Annotated in this window: 17 protein-coding genes; 6 read left to right on the top strand and 11 right to left on the bottom strand. The window is 73.2% G+C overall.

Annotated elements, in window-relative coordinates; genetic code table 11:
• Window positions 1-52: 52 nt before the first annotated feature.
• On the top strand, window positions 53-1,093 hold the full coding sequence (locus ACZ4VI_RS05355; RefSeq protein ID WP_467996807.1) for a hypothetical protein: 1,041 nt from the start codon (window positions 53-55) through the stop codon (window positions 1,091-1,093).
• Between the two features lie 8 nt (window positions 1,094-1,101).
• Here the strand turns inward: ACZ4VI_RS05355 and ACZ4VI_RS05350 are convergent, their stop codons facing one another.
• On the bottom strand, window positions 1,102-1,917 hold the full coding sequence (locus ACZ4VI_RS05350; RefSeq protein WP_467996805.1) for an alpha/beta fold hydrolase: 816 nt from the start codon (window positions 1,915-1,917) through the stop codon (window positions 1,102-1,104).
• 113 nt (window positions 1,918-2,030) lie between these two features.
• Between ACZ4VI_RS05350 and ACZ4VI_RS05345 the strand changes: the two genes are divergently transcribed.
• On the top strand, window positions 2,031-4,154 hold the full coding sequence (locus ACZ4VI_RS05345; RefSeq protein ID WP_467996803.1) for a transcriptional regulator: 2,124 nt from the start codon (window positions 2,031-2,033) through the stop codon (window positions 4,152-4,154).
• A 17-nt stretch (window positions 4,155-4,171) separates the two neighbouring features.
• Here the strand turns inward: ACZ4VI_RS05345 and ACZ4VI_RS05340 are convergent, their stop codons facing one another.
• The 3 genes from ACZ4VI_RS05340 to ACZ4VI_RS05330 are packed head-to-tail and all read right to left on the bottom strand — an operon-like array spanning window position 4,172 to window position 7,049.
• Window positions 4,172-4,996 (bottom strand): ABC transporter ATP-binding protein, encoded by an 825-nt coding sequence (locus ACZ4VI_RS05340; RefSeq protein ID WP_467996801.1) that lies wholly within the window; start codon window positions 4,994-4,996, stop codon window positions 4,172-4,174.
• Window positions 4,993-6,048 (bottom strand): FecCD family ABC transporter permease, encoded by a 1,056-nt coding sequence (locus ACZ4VI_RS05335; RefSeq protein ID WP_467996799.1) that lies wholly within the window; start codon window positions 6,046-6,048, stop codon window positions 4,993-4,995. The genes ACZ4VI_RS05340 and ACZ4VI_RS05335 overlap by 4 nt, the downstream gene beginning before the upstream one ends.
• Window positions 6,045-7,049 carry a FecCD family ABC transporter permease gene (locus ACZ4VI_RS05330; RefSeq protein ID WP_467996797.1) on the bottom strand — a complete coding sequence of 335 codons (1,005 nt, stop codon included), beginning with the start codon at window positions 7,047-7,049 and terminating at the stop codon, window positions 6,045-6,047. Before ACZ4VI_RS05330 ends, ACZ4VI_RS05335 begins: the two co-directional genes overlap by 4 nt.
• Window positions 7,050-7,148: 99 nt before the next feature.
• Between ACZ4VI_RS05330 and ACZ4VI_RS05325 the strand changes: the two genes are divergently transcribed.
• Entirely contained in the window at window positions 7,149-7,778 is a 630-nt protein-coding gene (locus tag ACZ4VI_RS05325) for an HAD family hydrolase (RefSeq protein WP_467996795.1), read from the top strand.
• Here the strand turns inward: ACZ4VI_RS05325 and ACZ4VI_RS05320 are convergent.
• Window positions 7,766-8,035 (bottom strand): hypothetical protein, encoded by a 270-nt coding sequence (locus tag ACZ4VI_RS05320; protein WP_467996793.1) that lies wholly within the window; start codon window positions 8,033-8,035, stop codon window positions 7,766-7,768. The two genes, ACZ4VI_RS05325 and ACZ4VI_RS05320, sit on opposite strands and share 13 nt — an antisense overlap.
• A 198-nt stretch (window positions 8,036-8,233) precedes the next feature.
• On the opposite strand from ACZ4VI_RS05320, the gene ACZ4VI_RS05315 reads away from it, so the two are divergent.
• The gene (locus tag ACZ4VI_RS05315; RefSeq protein WP_467996791.1) at window positions 8,234-8,617 is read left to right on the top strand and encodes a cold-shock protein; all 384 of its coding nucleotides are present in this window, start codon (window positions 8,234-8,236) and stop codon (window positions 8,615-8,617) included.
• Between the two features lie 36 nt (window positions 8,618-8,653).
• On the opposite strand, the gene ACZ4VI_RS05310 is transcribed toward ACZ4VI_RS05315, so the two are convergent.
• The 4 genes from ACZ4VI_RS05310 to ACZ4VI_RS05295 form a co-directional block, all read right to left on the bottom strand.
• Window positions 8,654-9,502 (bottom strand): 1,4-dihydroxy-6-naphthoate synthase, encoded by an 849-nt coding sequence (locus ACZ4VI_RS05310; protein ID WP_467996789.1) that lies wholly within the window; start codon window positions 9,500-9,502, stop codon window positions 8,654-8,656.
• Window positions 9,499-10,269 carry a futalosine hydrolase gene (locus ACZ4VI_RS05305; protein WP_467996788.1) on the bottom strand — a complete coding sequence of 257 codons (771 nt, stop codon included), beginning with the start codon at window positions 10,267-10,269 and terminating at the stop codon, window positions 9,499-9,501. Before ACZ4VI_RS05305 ends, ACZ4VI_RS05310 begins: the two co-directional genes overlap by 4 nt.
• Before the next feature lie 7 nt (window positions 10,270-10,276).
• A complete protein-coding gene (locus ACZ4VI_RS05300; protein WP_467996786.1) occupies window positions 10,277-10,759 on the bottom strand; it encodes a DUF2771 domain-containing protein in 483 nt (160 codons plus the stop codon).
• Between the two features lie 327 nt (window positions 10,760-11,086).
• On the bottom strand, window positions 11,087-12,469 hold the full coding sequence (locus ACZ4VI_RS05295; protein WP_467996784.1) for an MFS transporter: 1,383 nt from the start codon (window positions 12,467-12,469) through the stop codon (window positions 11,087-11,089).
• Window positions 12,470-12,795: 326 nt separating this feature from the next.
• On the opposite strand from ACZ4VI_RS05295, the gene ACZ4VI_RS05290 reads away from it, so the two are divergent.
• Complete coding sequence (locus tag ACZ4VI_RS05290; protein WP_467996783.1) at window positions 12,796-13,716, top strand: DUF3027 domain-containing protein; 921 nt, start codon at window positions 12,796-12,798, stop codon at window positions 13,714-13,716.
• Between the two features lie 96 nt (window positions 13,717-13,812).
• Window positions 13,813-16,968: a sacsin N-terminal ATP-binding-like domain-containing protein gene (locus tag ACZ4VI_RS05285; RefSeq protein WP_467996781.1), complete on the top strand. Its 3,156-nt coding sequence runs from the start codon at window positions 13,813-13,815 to the stop codon at window positions 16,966-16,968.
• Here the strand turns inward: ACZ4VI_RS05285 and ACZ4VI_RS05280 are convergent.
• Both ACZ4VI_RS05280 and ACZ4VI_RS05275 read right to left on the bottom strand, forming a co-directional pair.
• Window positions 16,965-17,414, bottom strand: coding sequence for an SRPBCC family protein (locus ACZ4VI_RS05280; RefSeq protein ID WP_467996780.1), 450 nt, complete (start codon window positions 17,412-17,414; stop codon window positions 16,965-16,967). The genes ACZ4VI_RS05285 and ACZ4VI_RS05280 overlap by 4 nt on opposite strands.
• Before the next feature lie 252 nt (window positions 17,415-17,666).
• Entirely contained in the window at window positions 17,667-21,434 is a 3,768-nt protein-coding gene (locus ACZ4VI_RS05275) for a S8 family peptidase (RefSeq protein WP_467996778.1), read from the bottom strand.

Here is a 21,434-nt window from a genome sequence, read left to right as displayed (position 1 = left end):
TTAGCCCCTGCGCGGGCGCTAACGTCGGGGCGTACCGGCCGTGGAGGGGACTGTGGGGATCGAGAGCGACCAGTTGGTCTTCGACTATCTGAGCCGGGTGGGGGATCTGGCGCAGCAACGGCAGCTGCCGTCGGGCACGCGGATGCGGCTCGTGTCGTCGCTCCGGGGCGAGATCGACCGTCGGCGCGCCACGTACGGCCAGGAGAGTCCGACGGCGGTCCGCTCCATCCTGGCGGAGCTGGGCACGCCGGACGAGGTGGTGGACCGGGCGGCGGGGATTCCGCCCGTACCGGCGCCGGCCGAGCGGCCGGAGGTGCCGGAGCAGCGGGGGCGGCTGCGGAAGAAGCGAGCCGTACCGAAGCCGCGTACGGAACCGGAACCCGAACCGCGGCCCGGGCCGGGGCCGGAAGCCTGGGCGACCGCACCCCACTTGGCGGGGACGGACGAGGTCGGGGCGGCCGACACCGAACCGGACTGGTGGCGCCTGGACGACACACCGCGGCCGGGGGACGATCTCGTGCCGGGGTTCAAGGGCGGGGTGGAGATCCCGGAACTGCTCAAGCCGCCCGTGGAGGAGACGGACGAGGCCGAGGAGGCCGGGCGCGAGGCCGTCGAGGAGGACGCCCCGCGCCCGGGCTGGAAGCGCCTGCTGCGCCGCCCTCGCAAGGCCGCAGCGTCCGACGCCGCACCCGCCGCCGACCCGGATCCGGACGCGGACCCCGCCACGGCGGAGCCGGCCCCGGCGCGCCGCGTCCGCCTCGGCAACCCCGTCCTCCTGCTCGCCGCACTCCTCCTGGTCGGAGGCGCCGTCTTCGGCTCCCTCCTGGCCCTCGCGGGCGGCTGGCTCCTCGCCTACGCCTCGCGCCGCCTCTCGCGTACGGAGACCCAGTGGGCGGTCATCATCCTCCCGGCCCTGGCGGCCACGGGGGGCGCGGTCTGGCTCTGGGGCCGTGTGGAAGGCCGCTGGGGCGAACCGGTCGCGGCGGGCGGCGAGGCGATGGGCGCGGCCGTCTCGGAGACCTGGCCCTGGACCCTGAAGGCCGCGGCCCTCGCGTCGGCCCTGTTCCTGATCTGGCGCTCCCGCCGCCACTGACCACGTGGTCAGGACATGATCGGGTGACGGTCCAGGAACCGGGCCATGGTCTCGGCGACCGGTTGGGACCTTTCGATGTGGAGGAGATGGCCCACGCCGGGGACGACGTGCTCCTCGACGTCGGGCACGGTCGAGCGGAGGAACTCGGCGACCTCGACCCACAGCGGTCGGGTGTCGCCGCCGAGCACGGACAGCACCGGCCGGCGGATCGCCGCGGCGTCGTCAGGGCCGAACCGCCAGTCGACCAGGGCGGCGAGCTCGATCCCGAAGAACGTATCGGCGTCCTTGACCGCATGCGCGACGCTGCCCGGCACACGCTCCTCCAGCAAGGTCCGGCAGCGCTCCCAGTCCATCCCGCAGACGACGGGCATGAACAGCCCGAGGGCCCGTTCGTGCTCCCCGTTCGCGTACGCCTCGAACGCCGGCGCCACTGCCGCCAGGGTCGCCGGGGCGGCGCTCAGCGTCAGCAGGAGCGGCTCCAGCAGGGTTGCCGTGGCGACGCGGTCGGGGTGGTCGCGGACGAGTTGGGCGGCGACCGCCCCGCCGGTCGAGTGCCCGGCCACATGGGCGCGGTCGATGCCGAGACGGTCGAGCAGCGCGACGGCGTCGGTGACGTGGTCGGCGACGGTGACCGGCCCGGGGGTGTGGGTACTGCCCTCCCAGCCCCTCTTGTGGTACCGGATGAGCCGGCGTCCGGTGAGGGCCGGCTCGGCGACGAGCGGGAGGAACCCGTCGGCGAGGACCGGACTGATGAACAGGACCGGCTCGCCGGATCCCCGCGTCTCGTACTCCATTCGGATGCCGTTCACGGTGAGGGTGTCCATGATGTCCTCTCATGTCCTGTGTTGTCCTCGGCGGTGGTCATGGCTTACCAAGGAGGCGTAAGCGGGGCTGTTACCGCCGTAACCGCCTCGCGCCCGGATCGAGGGAAGTGCTCGTGACCGATGCCGCCGGCGGTGGGGCCGCGCTGGAGCGGGCCAGGGACGCTGCCGCCCATGGCGCGTGGGCCGACGCCTACACCGCTTACCTGGCCGCCCAAGGGGCAGGCGAACTCGGGCCCGCGGAGCTCGCCGATCTCGCCGGGGTCGCGTATGCCGCGGGGCATCTCGATGTCGCGATCGAGACCTGGGAACGGCTCCACGGCGAGCTGGCCGGCCGGGACGACAACGGCGCGGCCGGAGCCGCCGTGCGGGTGGCCATGCACCTGCTGTTCGACACCGCGCTCATGGCACCGGTGCGGGGGTGGCTCCGTCGCGCCGAACGCCTCCTCGACCCCACGTCGGCCACTCCCGCGCACGCATGGTTCGCGGTGGTTCGCGCCTTCGAGCGTCTCCTCAGCGGCGACCTCGACCTCGCCCGGGACTGGGCCGGGCGGGCGGTCGAGGTCGGCTCGGACACCGATCCCGCGGCGGCGGCGATCGGGCGTGTGGTCCAGGCTCGGCTGGTGATTCTCGGCGGTGACGTCGAACGAGGTCTGGCCTTGCTCGACGACGCCGGTGCCGCGGCGATGTCCGGCGAGCTCGACCCGCTCTCGACGGGAGTCGTCTACTGCGAGCTGGTGTGTGCGCTGCAGGGTCTCGCCCAGTACGACTTGGCCGAGCAGTGGACCGAAGCGATGGAACGGTGGGCGCGCTCGACCGCGATCGGAAGCCTGCCCGGCCGGTGCCGGGTGCATCGGGCCGAGATCCTGCGTCTGCGGGGCCATTGCGCGGACGCCGAGCGGCAAGTGTTGCTCGCGTGCGACGAGCTGCGCCCCTACGTGCGGCGCGAGCTGGGCTGGCCGCTGACGGAGCTGGGCCGGATCCGGCTGCGGCGGGGCGATCTGACCGGCGCCGAAGAGGCTCTGCTCGCCGCCCATCGCCTTGGGTGGGATCCCGAACCCGGGCTCTCCCTGGTCCGGCTCGCCGGCGGCGACGTCGACAAGGCAGCCGCCACGATCCTGGAGGCGCTGGCCCGGCCGCTGCCGACTCCCTCGAAGGAGCTTCCCCCCACGACCGAGCTGCGCCGGGCGCCGCTGCTGGCCGCGCAGGTCGAGATCTCCCTCGCCCGCGCCGACCTGGAGACGGCGCGGGCCGCGGCCGGCGAGCTCGAGGAGGTGGCCGGCCGCTTCGCGAGCAGTGCACTCGCCGCGTCGGCCGTGCAGGCGCGAGGCGAGGTTCTCCTCGCCGAGGGCGACGCGGCCGGCGCGTCGGAGCTGCTTGCCGACGCCGTCCGCGCCTGGAGCGACATCGGCGCACCCTACGAGGCGGCCGCATGCCGGCTTCGCCTCGCGGACGCCCACCGCGCCCTGGGCAACACCCAAGCCGAGACGCTCGAACGGGAGGCGGCCCGTATCGCATACGAACGGATCGCCGGCACACCGGCAGCCGACCAGGCGCAGTCGGCGATGACGGAGCGGGCCGTGACGGAGCCGGCCACGGCGGAGCTGGCCATGACTCAGCCGGCCGTGACGGAGCCGGCCGTGACGGAGCCGAGCACGACGTATCCGAGCACGACGGAGCCGAACACGTTCGTCCGGGAGGCCGATTTCTGGAGGGTCGTCTTCGATGGTCGGCGCGTGACCGTCCGCGACAGCAAAGGCATGCACCACCTCGCCCGCCTGCTCGCCGCTCCAGGACGGGAGTTCCACGTACTCGACCTCGCCGCCGCCGACAGCGACGACCCCATCGCCGCGGGCAGGCTCGCCCGCACCGGCGACGCCGGTCCCCTCCTGGACGACCGTGCCAAGCGGATGTACCGTCGCCGCCTCGCCGAGATCGACGACGACATCGAGGAAGCCCGGGCCGACAACGACTTCGCCAGGCAGGCGCAAGCGGAGCTCGAACGCGACTTCCTGATGAACGAACTCGCACGGGCGGTCGGGCTCGGCGGACGCGACCGCCGCGCCGGCGCGGCGTCGGAACGGGCCCGGGCCGCCGTGACGCAAGCCGTGCGCAAGGCCATCGGCCGCCTCCGCGACGCCTCTCCACCGTTGGGCGACCACCTCGACCGCACCATCCGCACCGGGACCTACTGCGCCTACCTGCCGGACCCGCGCGTTCCTCCCACGTGGTCCACCTAGGTCCTCTCCGGGGCCCGTCAGGCGCCCGCGCCCGCCGCCACGTCCTCCCGCTCTGCAGAGCGCCACGGCTCTCCCGGGATCACCAGGGGAGAGCCCGTCACCGGGTCCGGGATCACCACCGACCGCAGGCCGAAGACCTCACGGACCAGGTCCGCCGTCACCACCTCCGACGGCCGGCCCTCCGCCACCACCCGCCCCGACTTCATCGCGACCAGGTGGTCCGCGTACCGCGCCGCCTGGTTCAGGTCGTGGAGGACCACGACGACCGTCCGGCCCCGCGTCACGTTCAGGCGCCGCACCAGGTCCAGGACCTCCACCTGGTGGGCGATGTCCAGGTACGTCGTCGGCTCGTCGAGCAGCAGCAGGTCCGTCTCCTGCGCGAGCGCCATCGCGATCCAGACCCGCTGCCGCTGACCGCCCGACAGCTCGTCCACCGACCGGTCGGCCAGCGCAGCGACGTCCGTCCGCTCCATGGCCTCCACGACCGCCCGCTCGTCCGCCTCCGACCACTGCTTCCACCACGCCTGGTGCGGCTGACGCCCCCGGGACACCAGATCCGCGACGGTGATCGCCTCGGGCGCGACGGGCGTCTGCGGCAGCAGCCCGATCGACTGCGCGATCCGCTTCGTCGGCAGCTTCGCCAGCGACTCCCCGTCGAGGAGCACCGCCCCGCCCGCCGGCCTCAGCAGCCGCCCGAGCGCCCGCAGCGTCGTCGACTTCCCGCACGCGTTCGGGCCGACGATCACGGTCACCTTGCCGTCCGGGACGGCGAGGTCCAGGTTCTCCACGACCGTACGGTCCTCGTACGCGAGCGTCAGTGCCCGCGCCGTCAGCCGACTCACGACGTTCCTCCCACGCTTCGGGTCCGCACGATGAGCCAGATCAGATACGGGGCGCCGACCGCCGCCGTCAGGACGCCCACCGGCAGTTCGACCGGCGAGAACAGCCGCCGCCCCAGCAGATCCGCCAGGACCACGATGAACGCGCCCATCAAGGCAGAGCACAGCAGCGGAATCTGGGCCGTACGCGTCATCCGCCGGGCGATCTGCGGCGCGAGCAGCGCCACGAAGTCCACCGGCCCGGCCACCCCCGTCGCCACCGACGCGAGCACCACACCCACGACGACAAGCCCCAGCCGGACACGCCCGAGGGAGACCCCCAGCGCCGTCGCCGTGTCGTCGTCAAGGGACACGCTCCGCTGCGCCCGCGCCGCCCACAGGATCGCCGGAAGCAGCACGATCAGCGTCCAGCGGATCGGCGCCGCCTCGTCCCAGCCGCGCCCGTTGAGCGAGCCGGTCATCCAGATCTGGGCCTGCTGGGCGACCAGGTGGTCGCCCTTCGTCATGAACAGGGTGATCAGCGACCGCAGCGCGATCGCGAACCCGATACCGATGAGCACGAACCGCGTCGCGTGCAGCCCGCCGCGCCAGGCGAAGACGTACACGAGCGCGGCGGCCGCGATGCCGCCGACGATCGAGAGGTAGGGCAGGACGGTGTACGACGTGAGGCCGAAGGTCATCGCCCCGACCGTCAGCGCGCCCGCGCCCTGGCTGATGCCGATGATGTCGGGGCTGGCGAGCGGGTTGCGCGCGACGGTCTGGATGAGGGCGCCCGCCACCCCGAACGCGGCGCCGACCATCAGCCCGACCGCGAGCCGCGGCATCCGCAGCTCCTGGACGACGAACGCGGCCCGCGAATCCTGCCCGAAGACCACCTTCAGGACCTCTGCCGGTTCGACGAACCTCTCGCCGACACAGAGGTAAGCGACCGAAACGGCCGCCAGCAAGAACATCAGCCCCAGGGCGACGACCACCGACCGCCGATGCAGCAGAAACGATCCGCCCCCGGCGCGTACGACCCCGTACCCCACAGGCCTGACCGACGTGGTCGTCATGCCGGCACCGCCTTCCGCCGCACCAGCGTCACCAGGAACGGCACCCCGATGAGCGCCGTCATCACGCCCGCCGGCACCTCGCCCGGCGGGAAGAGGACCCGTCCGGTCACGTCCGCGACCAGCAGCATCACGGGACCCACGAGCGCCGCCATCGGCAGCACCCAGCGATGGTCGCTGCCCACGATCGCGCGGGCGATGTGCGGGACCGCGAGGCCGACGAACGCGATCGGACCGGCCGCCGCCACCCCCGCCCCGGTCAGTACGGTCGCCCCGACACCGCCCACGATCCGTACCGTCGCGACCCGCTGCCCGAGCCCCTTCGCCACGTCCTCGCCGAGCGCGAGCGCGTCCAGGCCCCGCGCGACGGACACCACAAGGACCGCGCCGACCAGCAGGAAGTGCCAGATCTGCCCGACGACCTCCGCGTCCCGCCCATCCAACGAACCGATCTGCCAGAACCGGAACTCGTCGAGCGCCGACGCCCTTGTCGTGAGGACACCGGTCGTCACGGACAGCAGCAGCGCGTTGATCGCGGCGCCGCCGAGGGCCAGCTTCACCGGGGTCGCCCCGCCGCGCCCGCTGGAGGCGATCGCGTACACCGCGACCGAGGCGAGCGCGGCGCCCGCGAAGGCGAACCACACGTACCCCGTCAGCGTGTGCACCCCGGCGAAGGCGATCGCGAGGACGACGCCCACCGAGGCGCCCTGGCTGATGCCGAGGATGCCGGGGTCGGCGATCGGATTGCGGGTGATGCCCTGGAGGGCCGTACCGGCGAGCGCCAGCGTGGCGCCGACCATCAGCCCGATCAGGGTCCTGGGCACCCGCATCTGCCGTACGACCTGGGCGTCGTCGCTCGTCCCGCCGTGCAGCAGCGCGTCGAGGACCGTGGACGGGGCGATGGCCCGGGCGCCCACGGCGAGGCTCAGCAGGATCGCGACGAGGAGGGCGATGACGGCGACGACGGTGGCGAGAACGCGTCGGGAACGGAAAGCGGCGGTCATCGAGGCCCATCGGAGGAGGTACAGGTGCTACTTCGGTAAGGCTTGGCTCAGTGCGTGGGCCAGTCTAAGCAGCGCCCCGATTCGAACACCCGGGGCACAATGACCCCCATGCCTCCTTACACCGTCGGCTTCGACCTCGACATGACGCTGATCGACTCCCGCCCCGGCATCAAGGCGGCCTTCCAGGCCTTCTCCGCCCAGTGCGGCGTCCCGATCGACGCCGACCTCGCCGTCTCCCGGCTCGGCCCGCCGCTGCACCACGAGCTGGCCTACTGGTTCCCGGAGGCGGAGATCGAGGAGCGGGTCGTCCAGTACCGCGCGCTCTACCCGACGTACGCGATCGAGCCCTCGCTCGCGATGCCCGGCGCCAGGGATGCGATTCAAGCCGTTCGCGAGGCGGGCGGCCGGGCGATCGTCGTCACCGCCAAGAACGAGCCGCACGCCAAGCTGCACCTCTCCCACCTCGGCATCGACCCCGACGCCGTCATCGGCGGCCTGTGGGCCGAGGGCAAGGCGGAAGCCCTGCTCGAGTACGGCGCGGGGGTGTACGTCGGCGACCACACGGGCGACGTACGCGGCGCCGCGACCGCGGGCGCCCTGTCGGTGGCCGTGGCGACCGGCCCCTGCGACGAGACGGAACTCCGCGCGGCCGGCGCGGACGTCGTCCTGCCCGACCTGACGGAGTTCCGTACCTGGTGGCAGGGCTACCAGGCCGCCTACCGCCCCTGAGCCGCCGCCGCCCTCGCCTGCCGCCGCTGCGCCCCGATCGAGCGCAACACCCCGGCGCCCGCGACCAGGAACCCGACGCCCATCAACATGCACACGGCGTACGCGATCGGCGGGAACGGCTCGGTGCCCAGAAACAGCGGCGCGACGGTGACCAGCGTGGCCACCGCCCCGATGATGAACACAATCGCACCGGCACGGACGAGCCCGTCACCCGGAGCGCGGTCGTCCGACGGGGCGGAAGGGGTTTCGTTACGCATTCGGCCAGGGTAGTTCCCAGGCCGTAGGAACAAACCGGCGACGTCTTGTCACCAGCCCGAAGCCCATTAGCCTTGGTGGCTGGGGGTGCCCCCTGCTCGAGCGGAGCCGAGAGCTTGGGGGAGGGTCGGCGCCCGCTGTATTGCTCTCCAGAGCCGGATTCCCGGCGCATTCCATCGAGTACGAGGACGAGGACAGACGTGCCTACCGGCAAGGTCAAATGGTTCAACAGCGAGAAGGGCTTCGGCTTTCTCTCCCGGGACGACGGCGGCGACGTCTTCGTCCACTCGTCGGTGCTCCCTGCCGGAGTCGACGCCCTCAAGCCGGGGCAGCGTGTGGAGTTCGGGGTGGTCGCGGGACAGCGCGGTGACCAGGCGCTCTCCGTGACGGTCCTCGACCCCACCCCGTCCGTCGCCGCGGCGCAGCGCCGTAAGCCCGACGAACTGGCGTCCATCGTGCAGGACCTGACGACGCTCCTGGAGAACATCACGCCGAGCCTGGAGCGCGGCCGCTACCCCGACAAGGCGCACGGCGCGAAGATCGCCGGCCTGCTGCGGGCGGTCGCGGACCAGCTCGACGTGTGAGGCCCGTCAGGGGAACACTCGACGTGTGAGTCCCCGTCAGGGGAAGGACAGCGCGTCCGGGCCGAGGGGTGGTACAAGCCCCTCGGCCGCGGCGCGCGTGAGCAGGCCACGGACCGCCGCGTAGCCGGCCTCGCCGAGGTCGGCCGAGAACTCGTTGACGTAGAGACCGATGTGCTGATCGGCCACCTTCGGGTCCATCTCCTGCGCGTGTTCGAGTACGTACGGGCGGGAGGCGGCCGGGTCGTCCCAGGCCATCCGTACCGACGTACGGGCCGCGTCGGCGATGCGCCGCAGCAGCTCCGGGCCCAGCGAGCGGCGGGCGATGATCGCGCCGAGGGGGATCGGGAGGCCGGTGCTGTCCTCCCAGTGCGCGCCCATGTCGGCGAGGGCGTGCAGACCGTAGTTCTGGTACGTGAACCGGGCCTCGTGGATGACGAGCCCGGCGTCGACCTTCCCATCGCGCACAGCGGGCATGATCTCGTGGAACGGCATGACGACGACGTTCTCGACGCCTCCCGGGAGGACGTCCGCCGCCCACAGTCGGAAGAGGAGGTACGCGGTCGAGCGCTCGCTCGGCACCGCGACCGTCTTGCCGGTGAGGTCCACGCCCGGCTCGCGGGTGAGCACCAGCGGGCCGCAGCCGCGGCCGAGCGCGCCGCCGCAGGGCAGTAGGGCGTACTCGTCGAGGACCCAGGGCAGCACGGCGTACGAGACCTTCAGGATGTCGAAGTCGGTCGTGCCGCTCTCCGCCCAGCCGTTGGTCAGGTCGATGTCGGCGAACGTCACGTCGAGGCGCGGGGCGCCGGGGACGCGGCCGTGGGCCCAGGCGTCGAAGACGAAGGTGTCGTTGGGGCAGGGCGAGTAGGCGATCTTCAGTTTTCTCACGTCGGCTCCGCGAAGACGGTGGTGCTGAGCAGCTGGAACGTGGACTGCAGTGCGTCCATGGCCTCGCCGATGCGCCAGGCGGCGCGGTCGCGCGGGCCGACGGCGTTGGAGACGGCGCGGATTTCGACCACGGGCACGCCGTGGGCGGTGGCGGCCTCGGCCACGCCGAACCCTTCCATCGCCTCGGCGGCGGCGCCGGGGTGACGCGCGGCCAGCTCGGCGGCGCGCTCGGCGGTGCCGGTGACGGTGGAGACGGTGAGGACGGGGGCGACGGTGTGGGCCTGCCCGCCGCGGGTGAGGGCCGCGGAGATCCGCCGGGTCAGGTCGGCGTCCACGGGGTGCGTGGACCGGCCGAAGCCGAGCTCCTCGATGGTGAGATAGCCGTCGGGGGTCTGGGCGCCGAGGTCGGCGGAGACGATGGCGTCGGAGACGACGACGGAGCCGATCGGCGCGGAGGGCTGGAACCCGCCGGCGATCCCGGCGGAGACGACGAGGTCGTACGGGGCCGTGTCGGCGGCCGCCTGGGTGAGGGCGAGCGCGGTGGCGGTGCCGGTGGCCGCCTGGGCGAGCGCGGTGGCGGTGGCCGCGGCCGCCGCGGCGGGGCCGACGCCGCCGGCGAGCAGATCGACGCTGCCGTGGCGGCGCAGGACGTATCCGCCCGGGAGCGCGATCCCGGCGCCCGGGCCCGGCCCGTCGGACGGAAGGCCGCGTGCGACGGAGTCGGCCTCCGCCGCCACGGCCGTCACGATCAGGATCCGGAGGGCCACCGGAGGATCAGGATTCCTTCTTCAGCTCGAACTGCCAGATGCCGGTCAGCTTCTTGCCGTCGTTCTCGACGATGGTCACCTGGGTGCTGTCGGTGGGCTCGCCGGTCTGGGAGGAGAAGAAGGCGCTCGCCGGGATGGTCCGGTACGTCTTCTTGTACGGCTCCGGCTCGGCGTTCTGGCCACCGAGGAAGATGGTCCAGCCCTTCTTGGCGATCTCGGGGTCGACGCCGAAGCGGATCTTGTCGTCCGCGGCGACCGTGATGGTCTTCTCGGCCTTCTTGTTGAGGCACTGCTGGATCTGCGACTCCTTGATGGCGTCGCCGTCGTTGTAGCAGGCGGCCTCGGAGTGGACGGATTCGGTCCCGACCGTCAGGGTCGCGAGCGGAGTCGGCTTGTCGCCGCAGGCGGTGAGTACGAGGAGCCCGGCGGAGACGGCCCCGAGGGCGACGGCGGCCCGGCGGCGCGAGCCGGTGAAGAACGCAACGGTCATGGCCCGAAGGCTATCGGGCCCACCGGACTCCGCCACGCGGGGGTGCGGCGCGCCGCGTTTTGCCCCGCCGTTGTGGGCATTCGTTCCGCTGGGGCGATGGGGGTCCCCCCTGCTCGAGCGAAGCCGAGAGCTTGGGGGAGGGTGGGCACAACGGACGGCGCCCTTGCAGGCGCCTCTGCCCGGTGTGCCCGGCGGCCCCGAGGGCCCTGCACGTGCAACGACCGCGGGGTGCGGGGGGCCCTGGAGCGGACGCGCCCGCAGGGGCGCCGTCCCGTGTGCCCACCCGTCCCGCCCTGCGGGACGATTGCCCACACCCGGGGGCGGTCCTCACGGCGTTGTGCCCGCCTCCGTGTCCGACTTGCGGTGGGTCTCCGCTCTCGCCGCCGCGACCAGGCCCCGGACCGCCAGGAGTGCGCCCAGGGCCAGGATGCCCGCGGCCACCCACATGCCCACCGTGCCGCTCAGCGGCAGGGAGATGCCGATCGCGCCGCCCACCACCCAGGACATCTGGAGCAGCGTCTCCGAGCGGGCGAAGGCCGACGTGCGGACCACCTCCGGCACGTCCCGCTGGATCAGCGCGTCGAGCGACAGCTTCGACAGCGCCTGCGTCAGGCCCGCCACCGCGCCGAGCACCGCCACCATCAGCCCGCTGAAGAACACGGCCGCGAGGACCGCCGCCCCGCACACGGTCGTGATCATCGTGGCGATGATCACTTCCGGCGCGTGGCCGCGCTCCTTCAGGAGCGAGCCGACCGCCGTCCCGCACGCGTTCCCCACCCCCGCCGCCACCGCCACCATCGCCAGCGACACCGCCGCGCTCTGCCCCGGCAGCGGATGCTCGCGCAGCAGGAACGCCAGGAAGAAGATCAGGAACCCCGACAGCGTCCGCTGCGCAGCGTTCGCCTGGAGCCCGTGCAGCACCGAAGGACCCACCGTCCGCAGGCTCGGCTTCTTCTCGCCGTGCGTGAGCAGGTGCGCCACCCGCTCGCCCTTCGCCGAGTCCACCTTGTGCGGCATCCGGAACGCCCAGTACGAGCCCAGCAGGAACAGCGCACACGCCCCGTACAGCGGGTACTGCGGGCCGATCTGCTGCAGTCCCGCCCCGATCGGCGCGGCGATGCCGGTGGCAAGGAGGCCTGCCAGGGTGACCCGGGAGTTCGCCTTGACCAGGGAGAAGCCGTGCGGCAGCAGCCGCGGTACGACCGCGCTGCGCACCACCCCGTACGCCTTCGAGGCCACGAGCACGCCCAGCGCAGCCGGGTACAGCTCCAGGCCGCCGGTGGCCACCGCTCCCGACATGGTGAGCGCGAGGACCGCCCGGGTCAGCATCGCCCCGGCCATCGCGGCCCGCCGCCCGTGCGGGAGCCGGTCCAGGATCGGGCCGACCACCGGGGCCAGCAGGGTGAACGGGAGCATCGTGATCGCCAGGTAGAGCGCGACCCGGCCGCGCGCCTCGTCCGTCGGTACGGAGAAGAAGACCGTGGACGCCAGCGCGACCGTGATCATCATGTCGCCGGCCCCGTTCACGGCGTGCAGCTCGATCAGCTTCCCCAGGCCCGACTCGCCCGCGCCGTGCGCGTGCGTCGCCCTGCGGATGCCCCTGACCGTGCCCGTGAACGGCAGATGCAGGGCGCGCCCCACCGTCCGGCCCGCTCGGCGGAGCGGCCCGGCATGATCGTGGGATCGTGCGGACGACCGTGCGGCTGCCACTCCGTCATAGTGCCCCACGCCTGTCCTGTACGAACCGTGGCACGGCGGGCCGTCGGTCCACGATCCGGGCCACTTGGGGCGGGCAGGTGGGCGGCGGGCGGCGGAGGGGGTAGCGTGCGTAGCGCGCCACCGGCGGAAGTTCTCGGCCGCGCGCCTCTTCGGCATCCCGCAGAATGGATGACGTATAGGTGTGCCCGAGACACGCGAGACATGTCGGGTGCGGACGTCGATGCGGCCCTCTGGTCCGCTCCGCCCGCCGCCCGTAGCTTCGCTCCCGCTCCTCGGCCGGCGCACCCGTGAGACGGCGTAGGAGAGAAGCGAGACCTGTGAGTGCTGCGACGACGCGAAGCCGTACCCCGCGTACCCCGCGTACCCCCGACCGCCTGTGCGCCGAGGCGGTAGACCTGGCGCGGGCCGCCGCCGATGAGGCCGCGGCACCGGGCATTGTCGGCGCCCATGTGGCGGCCGTCGCCGAAGGTGACCGGGTCGTCACGCACTTCTTCGAGTGCGAGGAGCCCGGGTACCGCGGCTGGCGCTGGGCCGTGACCGTGACCCGTGCGTCCCGGGCCAAGAACGTCACCCTGGACGAGACCGTCCTGCTGCCCGGCTCCGACGCCCTCCTGGCGCCCGAGTGGGTGCCGTGGAGCGAGCGGCTGCGGCCGGGAGACATGGGGCCGGGGGACCTGCTGCCGACGGAGCAGGACGACCTGCGGCTCGAACCGGGGTACAGCGGCGAGGACGTGCCGCCGCCGAACTCCGTGGTGTCGGAGGAGATGGCGGACCACCTCGACGCGGAGGACGCCGAGATCGTCTCCCGTACGCCGTCCCGGGGCGCGATCGCCTCGGTCGCCGAGGAGCTCGGCATGCGGCGTGCGCGGGTGCTCTCGCGGTACGGGCTGCACGTGGCGGCGGACCGCTGGGACGAGTCGTTCGGTGCGAAGACCCCGATGGCACAGGCCGCGCCCGCGTCGTGCGAGTCCTGCGGCTTCCTGGTGCCGCTGGCGGGCTCGCTGAAGCAGGCGTTCGGCGTCTGCGCGAACGAGTTCTCGCCGGCGGACGGGCGGGTCGTGTCGCTCTCGTACGGCTGCGGGGGCCATTCGGAGGCGGCGGTCATGCCGAAGCCGCCGCGGCCGGCGCCGCCGGTCCTGGACTCGATGGGCGCGGACGAGTTCCCGCTTCGGCCGGCGAGGGACTCGGGCTCGACGACGGAACCGGACGGCACGTCGGAAGACCTGGGCCACTCGTAGCCCGCCGGGGGCCCGGGGGCTCCGCACGGAGGGGCGGCGCAAGCCGCACGCAGGGCGCGGTACCTTCGGGCAGCTGGAACAATCCCGCCCCGCAGAGTGGAGTCAGACGTGAGCGTCAGCGTCAGGACGTCGACCGACGGAGCCGACCCCTTCGGCACCGCCCGGCTGCGGAGGGGCGTGCTCGATGCCTGGGGGGCCGGGCCCGCCCGGTTCCGGGAGGATGCGAACGCCGAGGAGGACCTCGCCCTCGGCGGCTACCGCGACCGGCTCGTCGTCGAGCTCGCCCAGAACGCCGCCGACGCCGCCCACCGGGCCGGGGTGACCGGCCGGCTCCGGCTCACGCTCCACGAGGCGGGCCCCGACGCGCCCGCCGTCCTGGCCGCCGCCAACACCGGCGCCCCCCTCGACGCGACCGGTGTCGAGTCGCTGTCCACCCTCCGCGCCTCCGCCAAGCGCGAGCACGACCGCGGCGCCGTCGGCCGCTTCGGCGTCGGCTTCGCCGCCGTCCTCGCCGTCTCCGACGAGCCGGCCGTCCTCGGCCGCCACGGCGGCGTCCGCTGGTCCCTGGCCGAGGCGCGCGAGCTGGCCGCCGAGGTCGCCCGGCACAGCCCCGGCCTCGGGGACGAGCTGCGCCGTCGCGACGGCCACGTGCCCCTCCTGCGTCTCCCGCTGCCCGCCGAGGGCACCGCCCCCGACGGCTACGACACCGTCGTCGTCCTCCCGCTCCGGGACTCCGCCGCCGTCGACCTCGCCGAGCGGCTCCTCGCCTCCATCGACGACGCCCTGCTGCTCACCCTCCCCGGCCTCGCCGAGATCGTCGTCGAGACCCCGGAGGGCGTACGGGTCCTCACCCGCGCCCAGCACGAGGCGTACGTCCACATCGACGACACCGCCACCCGCGAGACCCACCGCTGGCGGACCGTCTCCCACGGCGGCCCCCTCGACCCCGCGCTCCTCAAGGACCGGCCGGTCGAGGAGCGGCTGCGCCCGCACTGGTCGGTGACCTGGGCCGTACCGGTGGACAGCGAGGGCGCCCCGCTGTACCCCCGTACCGCCCCCGTCGTCCACGCCCCCACCCCCACCGACGAGCCGCTCGGCCTGCCCGCCCTGCTCATCGCCTCCCTCCCGCTGGACACCGCCCGGCGCCACCCCGCGCCCGGGCCGCTCACCGACTTCGTGGTCGAGCGGGCGGCCGACGCGTACGCCGAACTCCTCACGGACTGGCAGCCGGTGACGGTCGCCACGATCGACCTGGTGCCCGGACCGCTCGGCAAGGGAGCCCTGGACGGGGCGCTGCGCGCGGCGATCCTCCAGCGGCTTCCGCGGGTCGCGTTCCTGGCGCCCGAGGCGCCGTCGGAGGACGTGCCCGCGCTGCGGCCGGTGGAGGCCGAGGTCGTCGAGGGGGCGGGCAGCGAGACCGTCGCCGTCCTGGCGGAGGTCTTCCCGGCCCTGCTGCCCGCCGGTCTTGAGCGACGTGTGGAGCTGCGGACGCTCGGCGTCGGGCGCGTCCCGCTGACCGAGGCGATCGACCGGCTCGCCGGGGTGGACCGCCCGCCGTCGTGGTGGTGGCGGCTGTACGACTCCCTCGCGGGCGTGGACCCGGACCGGCTGACGGGCCTCCCGGTCCCGCTGGCCGCTCCGGCCGACGCCCCCGAGGACGCCAGGATCCGTACCACCATCGGCCCCCGGCACGTGCTCCTGCCCCAGGACCGCACGCCCGCCGAGCTGACTCGCCTCGGCCTCAAGGTCGCCCACCCGGACGCCGCCCACCCCCTCCTGGAGAAGCTGGGCGCCCTCCCGGCCTCGCCCCGCGCGGTCCTGACGACGCCTCAGGTAAGGGCGGCGGTCGCCGGATCCCTCGAAGCGGGGGAGATCTGGGACGAGGACGCGGACACCCTGGACGCCGACGAGCTCGCCGAGACGGTCCTCGCGCTCGTACGGGACGCGGAGCTGGAGCCGGGCGACGAGCCGTGGCTCGGCGCGCTGGCCCTCCCCGACGAGGACGGGGAGCTCGCGCCCGCCGGCGAACTCGTCCTGCCCGGCAGCGCCTTCGCCGCCGTCATGCGCGAGGACGAACTCGCCCTCTGCGACCGCGAACTGGCCGAGCGCTGGGGCGAACAGCCCCTCGCCGCCTGCGGGGTGCTCGCCAACTTCGCTCTGGTCCGCGCCACCGACCTCGTCCTCGACCCGGACGAACTGGAGCCCCGCGAGGGCGACTTCGCCGAGCCCGACGACGCCGGGCTGCTCGACGCCGTCGACGTGTGGTGCGAGGACGTTCTGGACCGGCTCCCGGAGGCGCCGGTGCCGCCGGTGGCGACCGAGATCGTCGCCGTACGGGACCTGGACCTGGTCGACGACGACGCCTGGCCGCAGGCGCTCGCCCTGCTCGCCCGGCCGCCGCTGCGGGACGCACTCACCCAGCCCGTACGGGTCCTGCTGCCGGACGGCACGACCGAGACCGTACGGTCGTACACCGCCTGGTGGCTGCGCGACCACCCGGTCCTGGACGGCCGCCGCCCGGCGGGCCTGCGGGCGGCGGGCACGGACCCGCTCCTGATCGGACTGTACGACTCCGCCGACGCGACCGGCTTCGAGGACGAGCAAGTCCTGCGGGCCCTGGGCGTCCGCACCTCGGTCTCCGCGCTCCTCGAGGAGCCGGGCGGCGCGGCCGAACTGCTCGCCCGCCTGGCGGACCCGGACCGGCAGGTGTCCGGCGCCCAACTGCACGCCCTGTACACGGCGCTGGCCTGGCAGGACCCCGCGCAGGTCACCCTCCCCGACGAGCTGCGTGCGGTCGTGGACGGCGAACTCGTCGTGGTCGACGCCGCCGAGGCCCTGGTCGCGGACGCCCCCGACCTCCTCCCGCTGGCGACCGGCATCCCGCTCCTTCCCGTCTCCCCGTCCCGCGCGGCCGACCTGGCGGAGCTGTTCCAGGTGCGGCGGCTGAGCGAGTCCGTCGAGGCGGAGGTCACCACGGTCGGCGAGGAGCACGACGTCCCGCTCTCGGTCCACGCCCTCCTCGGCCCGGCGACCCCGGACTCGTACGTCGAGCACGAGGAACTCCGCGCCGGGGGCGTCGAACTGGACTGGCGCCAGACCCCCGACGGCACGATCCACGCCGCCACCCTGGAGGGCGTGGCGGCGGGCCTCGCCTGGGCGGCGGGCCAATGGCCCCGCCGCTTCGAGGTGGCAGCCCTCCTGGAGGACCCCTCCCGCACGTCGGAACTGGCCCGGGACCGCTGGTTCGACTAGGGCGCGCCCGCCTCGAGCAGTTCCTTCAGCTGCGCCTCGTCCCGCGGAATCTCCTTGCGGACCATGGGCTTGACCACGAGCGGGACGAGGACCTTGCCGATGCCGTGCGGCTCGAGGTCGACGGACAGCGTCAGCCGGGACCGCTCGCCGTCGTCGAGCGGCTCGATCGTGCCCTGAAGGTCACTGCGGACCGGGCCGTCGACGCCGTGGAAGTGCCAGCTGCGCGGCGGGTCGAACTCCGTGACCTCCATGGTCATGGGGACCTCCATGGGCCCGATCCGCCGCTGCACCTGGAAGCGAGAGCCGACGCCGAGCGGCCCTTCACTCAGGATGCGTACCGCTGCGGCGCTCTCCTCCCACTCCGCGATGTGCTCCGGATCCGTCGAGTACGAGAAGACTTCGTCGGGGCGACGGGAGATGTCGATCGTTTCTTCGATGCGGGACATTACGCCCCCTTCGGGTAGCCCCTGGGACAAAATGATCCCACGGGGCGGGGAGGCCGACCATTGGCCGCCGCAGGCCCGGCGCACCGACAGTCGCCGCATGGTCACGTTGGGCGCCCACGCGCGCCCCCGCCCCGAAGACCCGGCCACCGTGCCGGGGCCGGGGGCCGATGCCCAGGCCGTGCTCACGGTCGCGGCCCCCGCCGGGCGTCCCTTCCCTCACAAGCAGGACGACCGGGCGGGGGCAGTTCGTGGTCAGCGCACGTCGTAGGCGCGGACCACGGTCTGGGTGACGGAGTTGCCGTTCGCGTCCGTCAGTTCGGACCTGAGCGTGACCTGCTTGCCGGAGGCGCCCGCGTGGTCCACGGTGGCGCTCCAGGTGCCGTCGTGCTGGGCGACCGGGGCCTCGGTCCAGGTCGCGCCTCCGTCGTACGAGTACGACAGCTTGGCTTCGGTCAGGGCGGCCGGGGTGTAGCCGGCGTGGCCGGTGGCGGTCAGGGTGATCTTCTGGCCGTCCCCCGCGGCGAGGGTCTTGTTGCCGTCCTCGGGCAGTCCATAGCGGGTGAAAATGATCGGGATGCTCTGCGAGTAGACGTTCTCGTCGAGCGCGGAGCGGAACTTCCAGACCGTCTTGATGCTGGTGGACCGCTGCCAGACCTTGGCCGGGAACCCGATTTTCTCGGTGTTCTGTTCGAGTTCGTACGCCGTCTCCTCGGCCGGGACCTCGAAGACCCCGAAGGGGTAGGGGCTCGAGCCGATCACCTCGCCGTTGCGGCGCAGCCGCAGATTGCCGATGTCGCCGAAGGAACCGTCCACGGCGTGGTGGGTGTTGTCGCCCCACATCGCGGCGGCGAAGCCGATCAGGTCGCCCTGGCGCTCGGCGGTGAGGAGGGGCTTTCCGTCGGCGCCGCGCGGGGCGACCGGGGTGATCACTCCGTCGTACCAGTGCTCCGTGTGCTGCTCACCAGCCTGGTACGAACGCGTCCGGCCGATCATGGCCTCGCCCCAGGGGAAGCTGCTGGAGACGGCGTGTTGCCAGGACGTGTCACCGGGAGTGAAGAACTCGGTGCGGGTGCCGGGCACGGGGACGGTGTCGAAGCCGAGGAACACCCACGTCCCGGTCGTCCGGGAGGCGCCGACGAAGTCGAGGAAGTCGGTGGCGACGCCCATGGCGTGGTAGGTCGTCTCCGTGCGGCCGAGCCGTTCGTCGTCGACGTGGTACGTCAGCTCCTCGTCGATCCCGCCGCCCCGGGGGAAGGCGAGGCTGTAGGTGTACGGCGCCTTCGCGGTGGCCTTCCAGCGGAGGGTTACCTCGCCGCCGGCCAGCCGGTCCAGCAGTACGGCCGCCTCGGCGGACTCGACGGCGAGCACCGGCAGTTCACCGCTGCCCATGCCGGCCAACGGCTGCCAGCGCCCGGGGGCGGAGTGGTACGCGAGAACTGCCTTGGCACCCGCGGCCTTGGCGTTGCGGGCCTGCTGGAGGACGAACGTCTGGTTGTCGGCGATGCGGACCAGGGCGATCTTCCCCTGGACTCCGGCGGCCGCGAGCTCTCCCGGCGTGCCGGTCTTCGCGTCGACCAGTTGCGCCTCGCCCGTGCCGTCGAGGTTGACCGAACCGGTGGAGGCGACGAACGGGTGGAGGGCCTCACCGCCGACGACGGCGAGCTCGGAGATCAGCGGGGTTGCGGCGCGCCAGTAGCTGCCGAACTCGAAGTCACCGTCGGTGGCCTCGCCCTCGACGGAGGCGTAGTAACCGCGGATCGTGCGGCCGCCGGTGAGGGTGCCGGTGTGCTGCCAGGTGTCGTCCCAGGAGCGGTCGAAGGCAAGGGTGGCGGAGCGCACTTCGCTGGGGCGTTCGGTCCGGATCTGCAACCGGTGGGCGTCGCGGGCATCCAGGACGACGGTGGTGTCCTTCTGCAGCTTCAGCTGCGGACGGCCCAGGTAGGTGACGGAGTCGGCCAGCTTCGTGCCCTCACCCGCGTCGGGGGTGGCGACGAAGCCGGACACGAAGTAGCTGCCGGGTCGCAGCCGGTACTCCTGGACCGGGGCGCCCCCGTTGAAGCGGCGCTCGCCGGTGGAGGTGTCGGTGCTGACGATGTCGAGCGAGGACGATCCTGCGGCCGGCTTGCCGAGGCGGTCGACGAGCTCGACCCGCAGGGTGACGGTCTCGGGCTGGACGTACAGGGAGAACGGAGTGGAGACGCTGACGCCGTCGGCGGTGGCCAGCACCCGGCCGGTGATGTCGCCGTACTGGCCGGGCTCCAGGTGCGCGGCCGGGTCGAGGGCTAGCGGGACCTTGACGGTGGCTCCGGCCGGGACGGTGACGCTGTCCTCACCGAGCCTGGCGATCGGCGATCGTACGACCGTACCGTCGTTGCCGGTCACGCGCTGGACGGCGAGGTCCAGCTCCACGGGCCGGTCGGTGGTGTTGGTGTAGGGGACGTCGACGGTGGTGCGGTCTCCGCTGCTCTGCGGCCAGTTGAAGGTGCCGCCCTGGACGGCCGGGGCGCCGATGACCTCGGCGTCCATCGCCGCCTCGACGTCGAGGCGGCCGCCGCCGGTCTCACGGACGTCGCCGGGTATGGATGCCTTCGCGGAGGAGACGAGTGCGGCCTTGATCTGCTGCGCGGTCCAGTCGGGGTGGCGCTGCTTGACGACGGCGGCGGCGCCCGCGACGTGTGGGGTGGCCATGGACGTACCCGACATGGACCGGTACGCGTACACCCCGCGCCCACCGGCTGCGGCGGCCGAGATGCCGACGCCAGGGGCGGCGATCTCGGGCTTGAGCGTGTGCGTGACACGGACCGGGCCGGGGCTGGAGAAGTACGCCGTGGAGTCGTCGCGGTCGACGGCGCCGACGGTGAGCACACTGGGGGCACAGCCCGGGGAGGAGACGCTGTTGAGCCTCCGGCCGGAGTTTCCGGCGGCGATGACGAACAACGTGTCGTTGGACCGGGCGAGTTGTTCGGCGGCGGTGCTCATCGGGTCGGTGCAGTCGGTGGGCGCGGGGTTGCCGAGGCTCATGGAGACGACATCGGCCTCGTTGTCGACGGCCCACTGCATCCCGGCGATGATCCAGGAGGTGGCACCGGAGCCGTAGTCGTTCAGCACCTTGCCGTTGAGCAGCTCGGCGCCAGGCGCGACGCCCTTCTTCTTACCGCCGCTCGCCGCTCCCGTGCCGCCCACGGTGGAGATGGTGTGGGTGCCGTGGCCCTGTCGGTCGCCGTCGGTGGAGGAGTTGGTGAAGTTCTCGGAGGCGACGATCCGGCCCTTCAGGTCGGGGTGTTCGCCGTCCGCGCCGGTGTCAAGGACAGCGACCCTGGTGCCCTTGCCATCGTATCCGGCGGCCCAGGCGAGGTCGGCGCCGACCTGCTTCGTGGACCTTTCGAGGGTGGCCTCGACCTTGCGGTCCAGCCAGAGCTTCTTCAGGTCGGAGCCGGAGCGCGAGCGGGGAGAGGTGATGTCCGCCCAGAAGACCGCGCTGTGCTTCTTGTCGGCCTTCAGGGCGACACCGCGGGCCGCCTTCAGCACCGGGCCGCGTGCGGCGCCGCGCGGGGTGGCGGGCACGGTGCGGGCGACGTCGACGGAGGAGTCGTAGACAGCGATCAGCGGGAGGGCCGCCGTGTGCGCGTCGTCGTATCCCTGCCGGATCAGTCCGGTGACGTTGAAGAGTTCCTCGTCGGCCTTGCCGGCGGCGAGCGCCGCGGCGGCGCCCTCGGGATAGACGTACAGGTCCTCGCCCGTCTGACGGGTCTCCAGCAGCGGCACGCTCCCGTCCTCACGCGGCAGCGCGGTGGCCGCGCTGCGGCCGGAGCCGTCGGTGCTCACCAGCACCTTGTCGCCGGTGACCAAGGTGACCGTGACGGGCTTGCCCGCCTGCCGATCGGCGGTCTCACTGCCGACGAGTGGTCTCGTGCCGGATGCGTCGTCCTGGGGCCGGGCGGCCACGGACGGCGCGAGCGCGGTGACGGCCAGGACGGTGGCGGTCGCCGCCCCCAGGGCCGTACGCGATATCGGGCGCAT

The sequence above is a fragment of the Streptomyces sp. NPDC029169 genome (assembly GCF_055563935.1).
The sequence above is the reverse complement of the archived record's forward strand: the minus strand, read 5'-3'. Positions and strand labels throughout refer to the sequence as shown.

Bases quoted from the DNA above. Each gene is read 5' to 3' on its own strand.
- ACZ4VI_RS05350 (WP_467996805.1), bottom strand. From the start codon at position 1,917: ATGGACACCCTCACCGTGAACGGCATCCGAATGGAGTACGAGACGCGG.
- ACZ4VI_RS05335 (WP_467996799.1), bottom strand. From the start codon at position 6,048: ATGACGACCACGTCGGTCAGGCCTGTGGGGTACGGGGTCGTACGCGCC.
- ACZ4VI_RS05330 (WP_467996797.1), bottom strand. From the start codon at position 7,049: ATGACCGCCGCTTTCCGTTCCCGACGCGTTCTCGCCACCGTCGTCGCC.
- ACZ4VI_RS05325 (WP_467996795.1), top strand. From the start codon at position 7,149: ATGACCCCCATGCCTCCTTACACCGTCGGCTTCGACCTCGACATGACG.
- ACZ4VI_RS05320 (WP_467996793.1), bottom strand. From the start codon at position 8,035: ATGCGTAACGAAACCCCTTCCGCCCCGTCGGACGACCGCGCTCCGGGT.
- ACZ4VI_RS05300 (WP_467996786.1), bottom strand. From the start codon at position 10,759: ATGACCGTTGCGTTCTTCACCGGCTCGCGCCGCCGGGCCGCCGTCGCC.
- ACZ4VI_RS05280 (WP_467996780.1), bottom strand. From the start codon at position 17,414: ATGTCCCGCATCGAAGAAACGATCGACATCTCCCGTCGCCCCGACGAA.
- ACZ4VI_RS05275 (WP_467996778.1), bottom strand. From the start codon at position 21,434: ATGCGCCCGATATCGCGTACGGCCCTGGGGGCGGCGACCGCCACCGTC.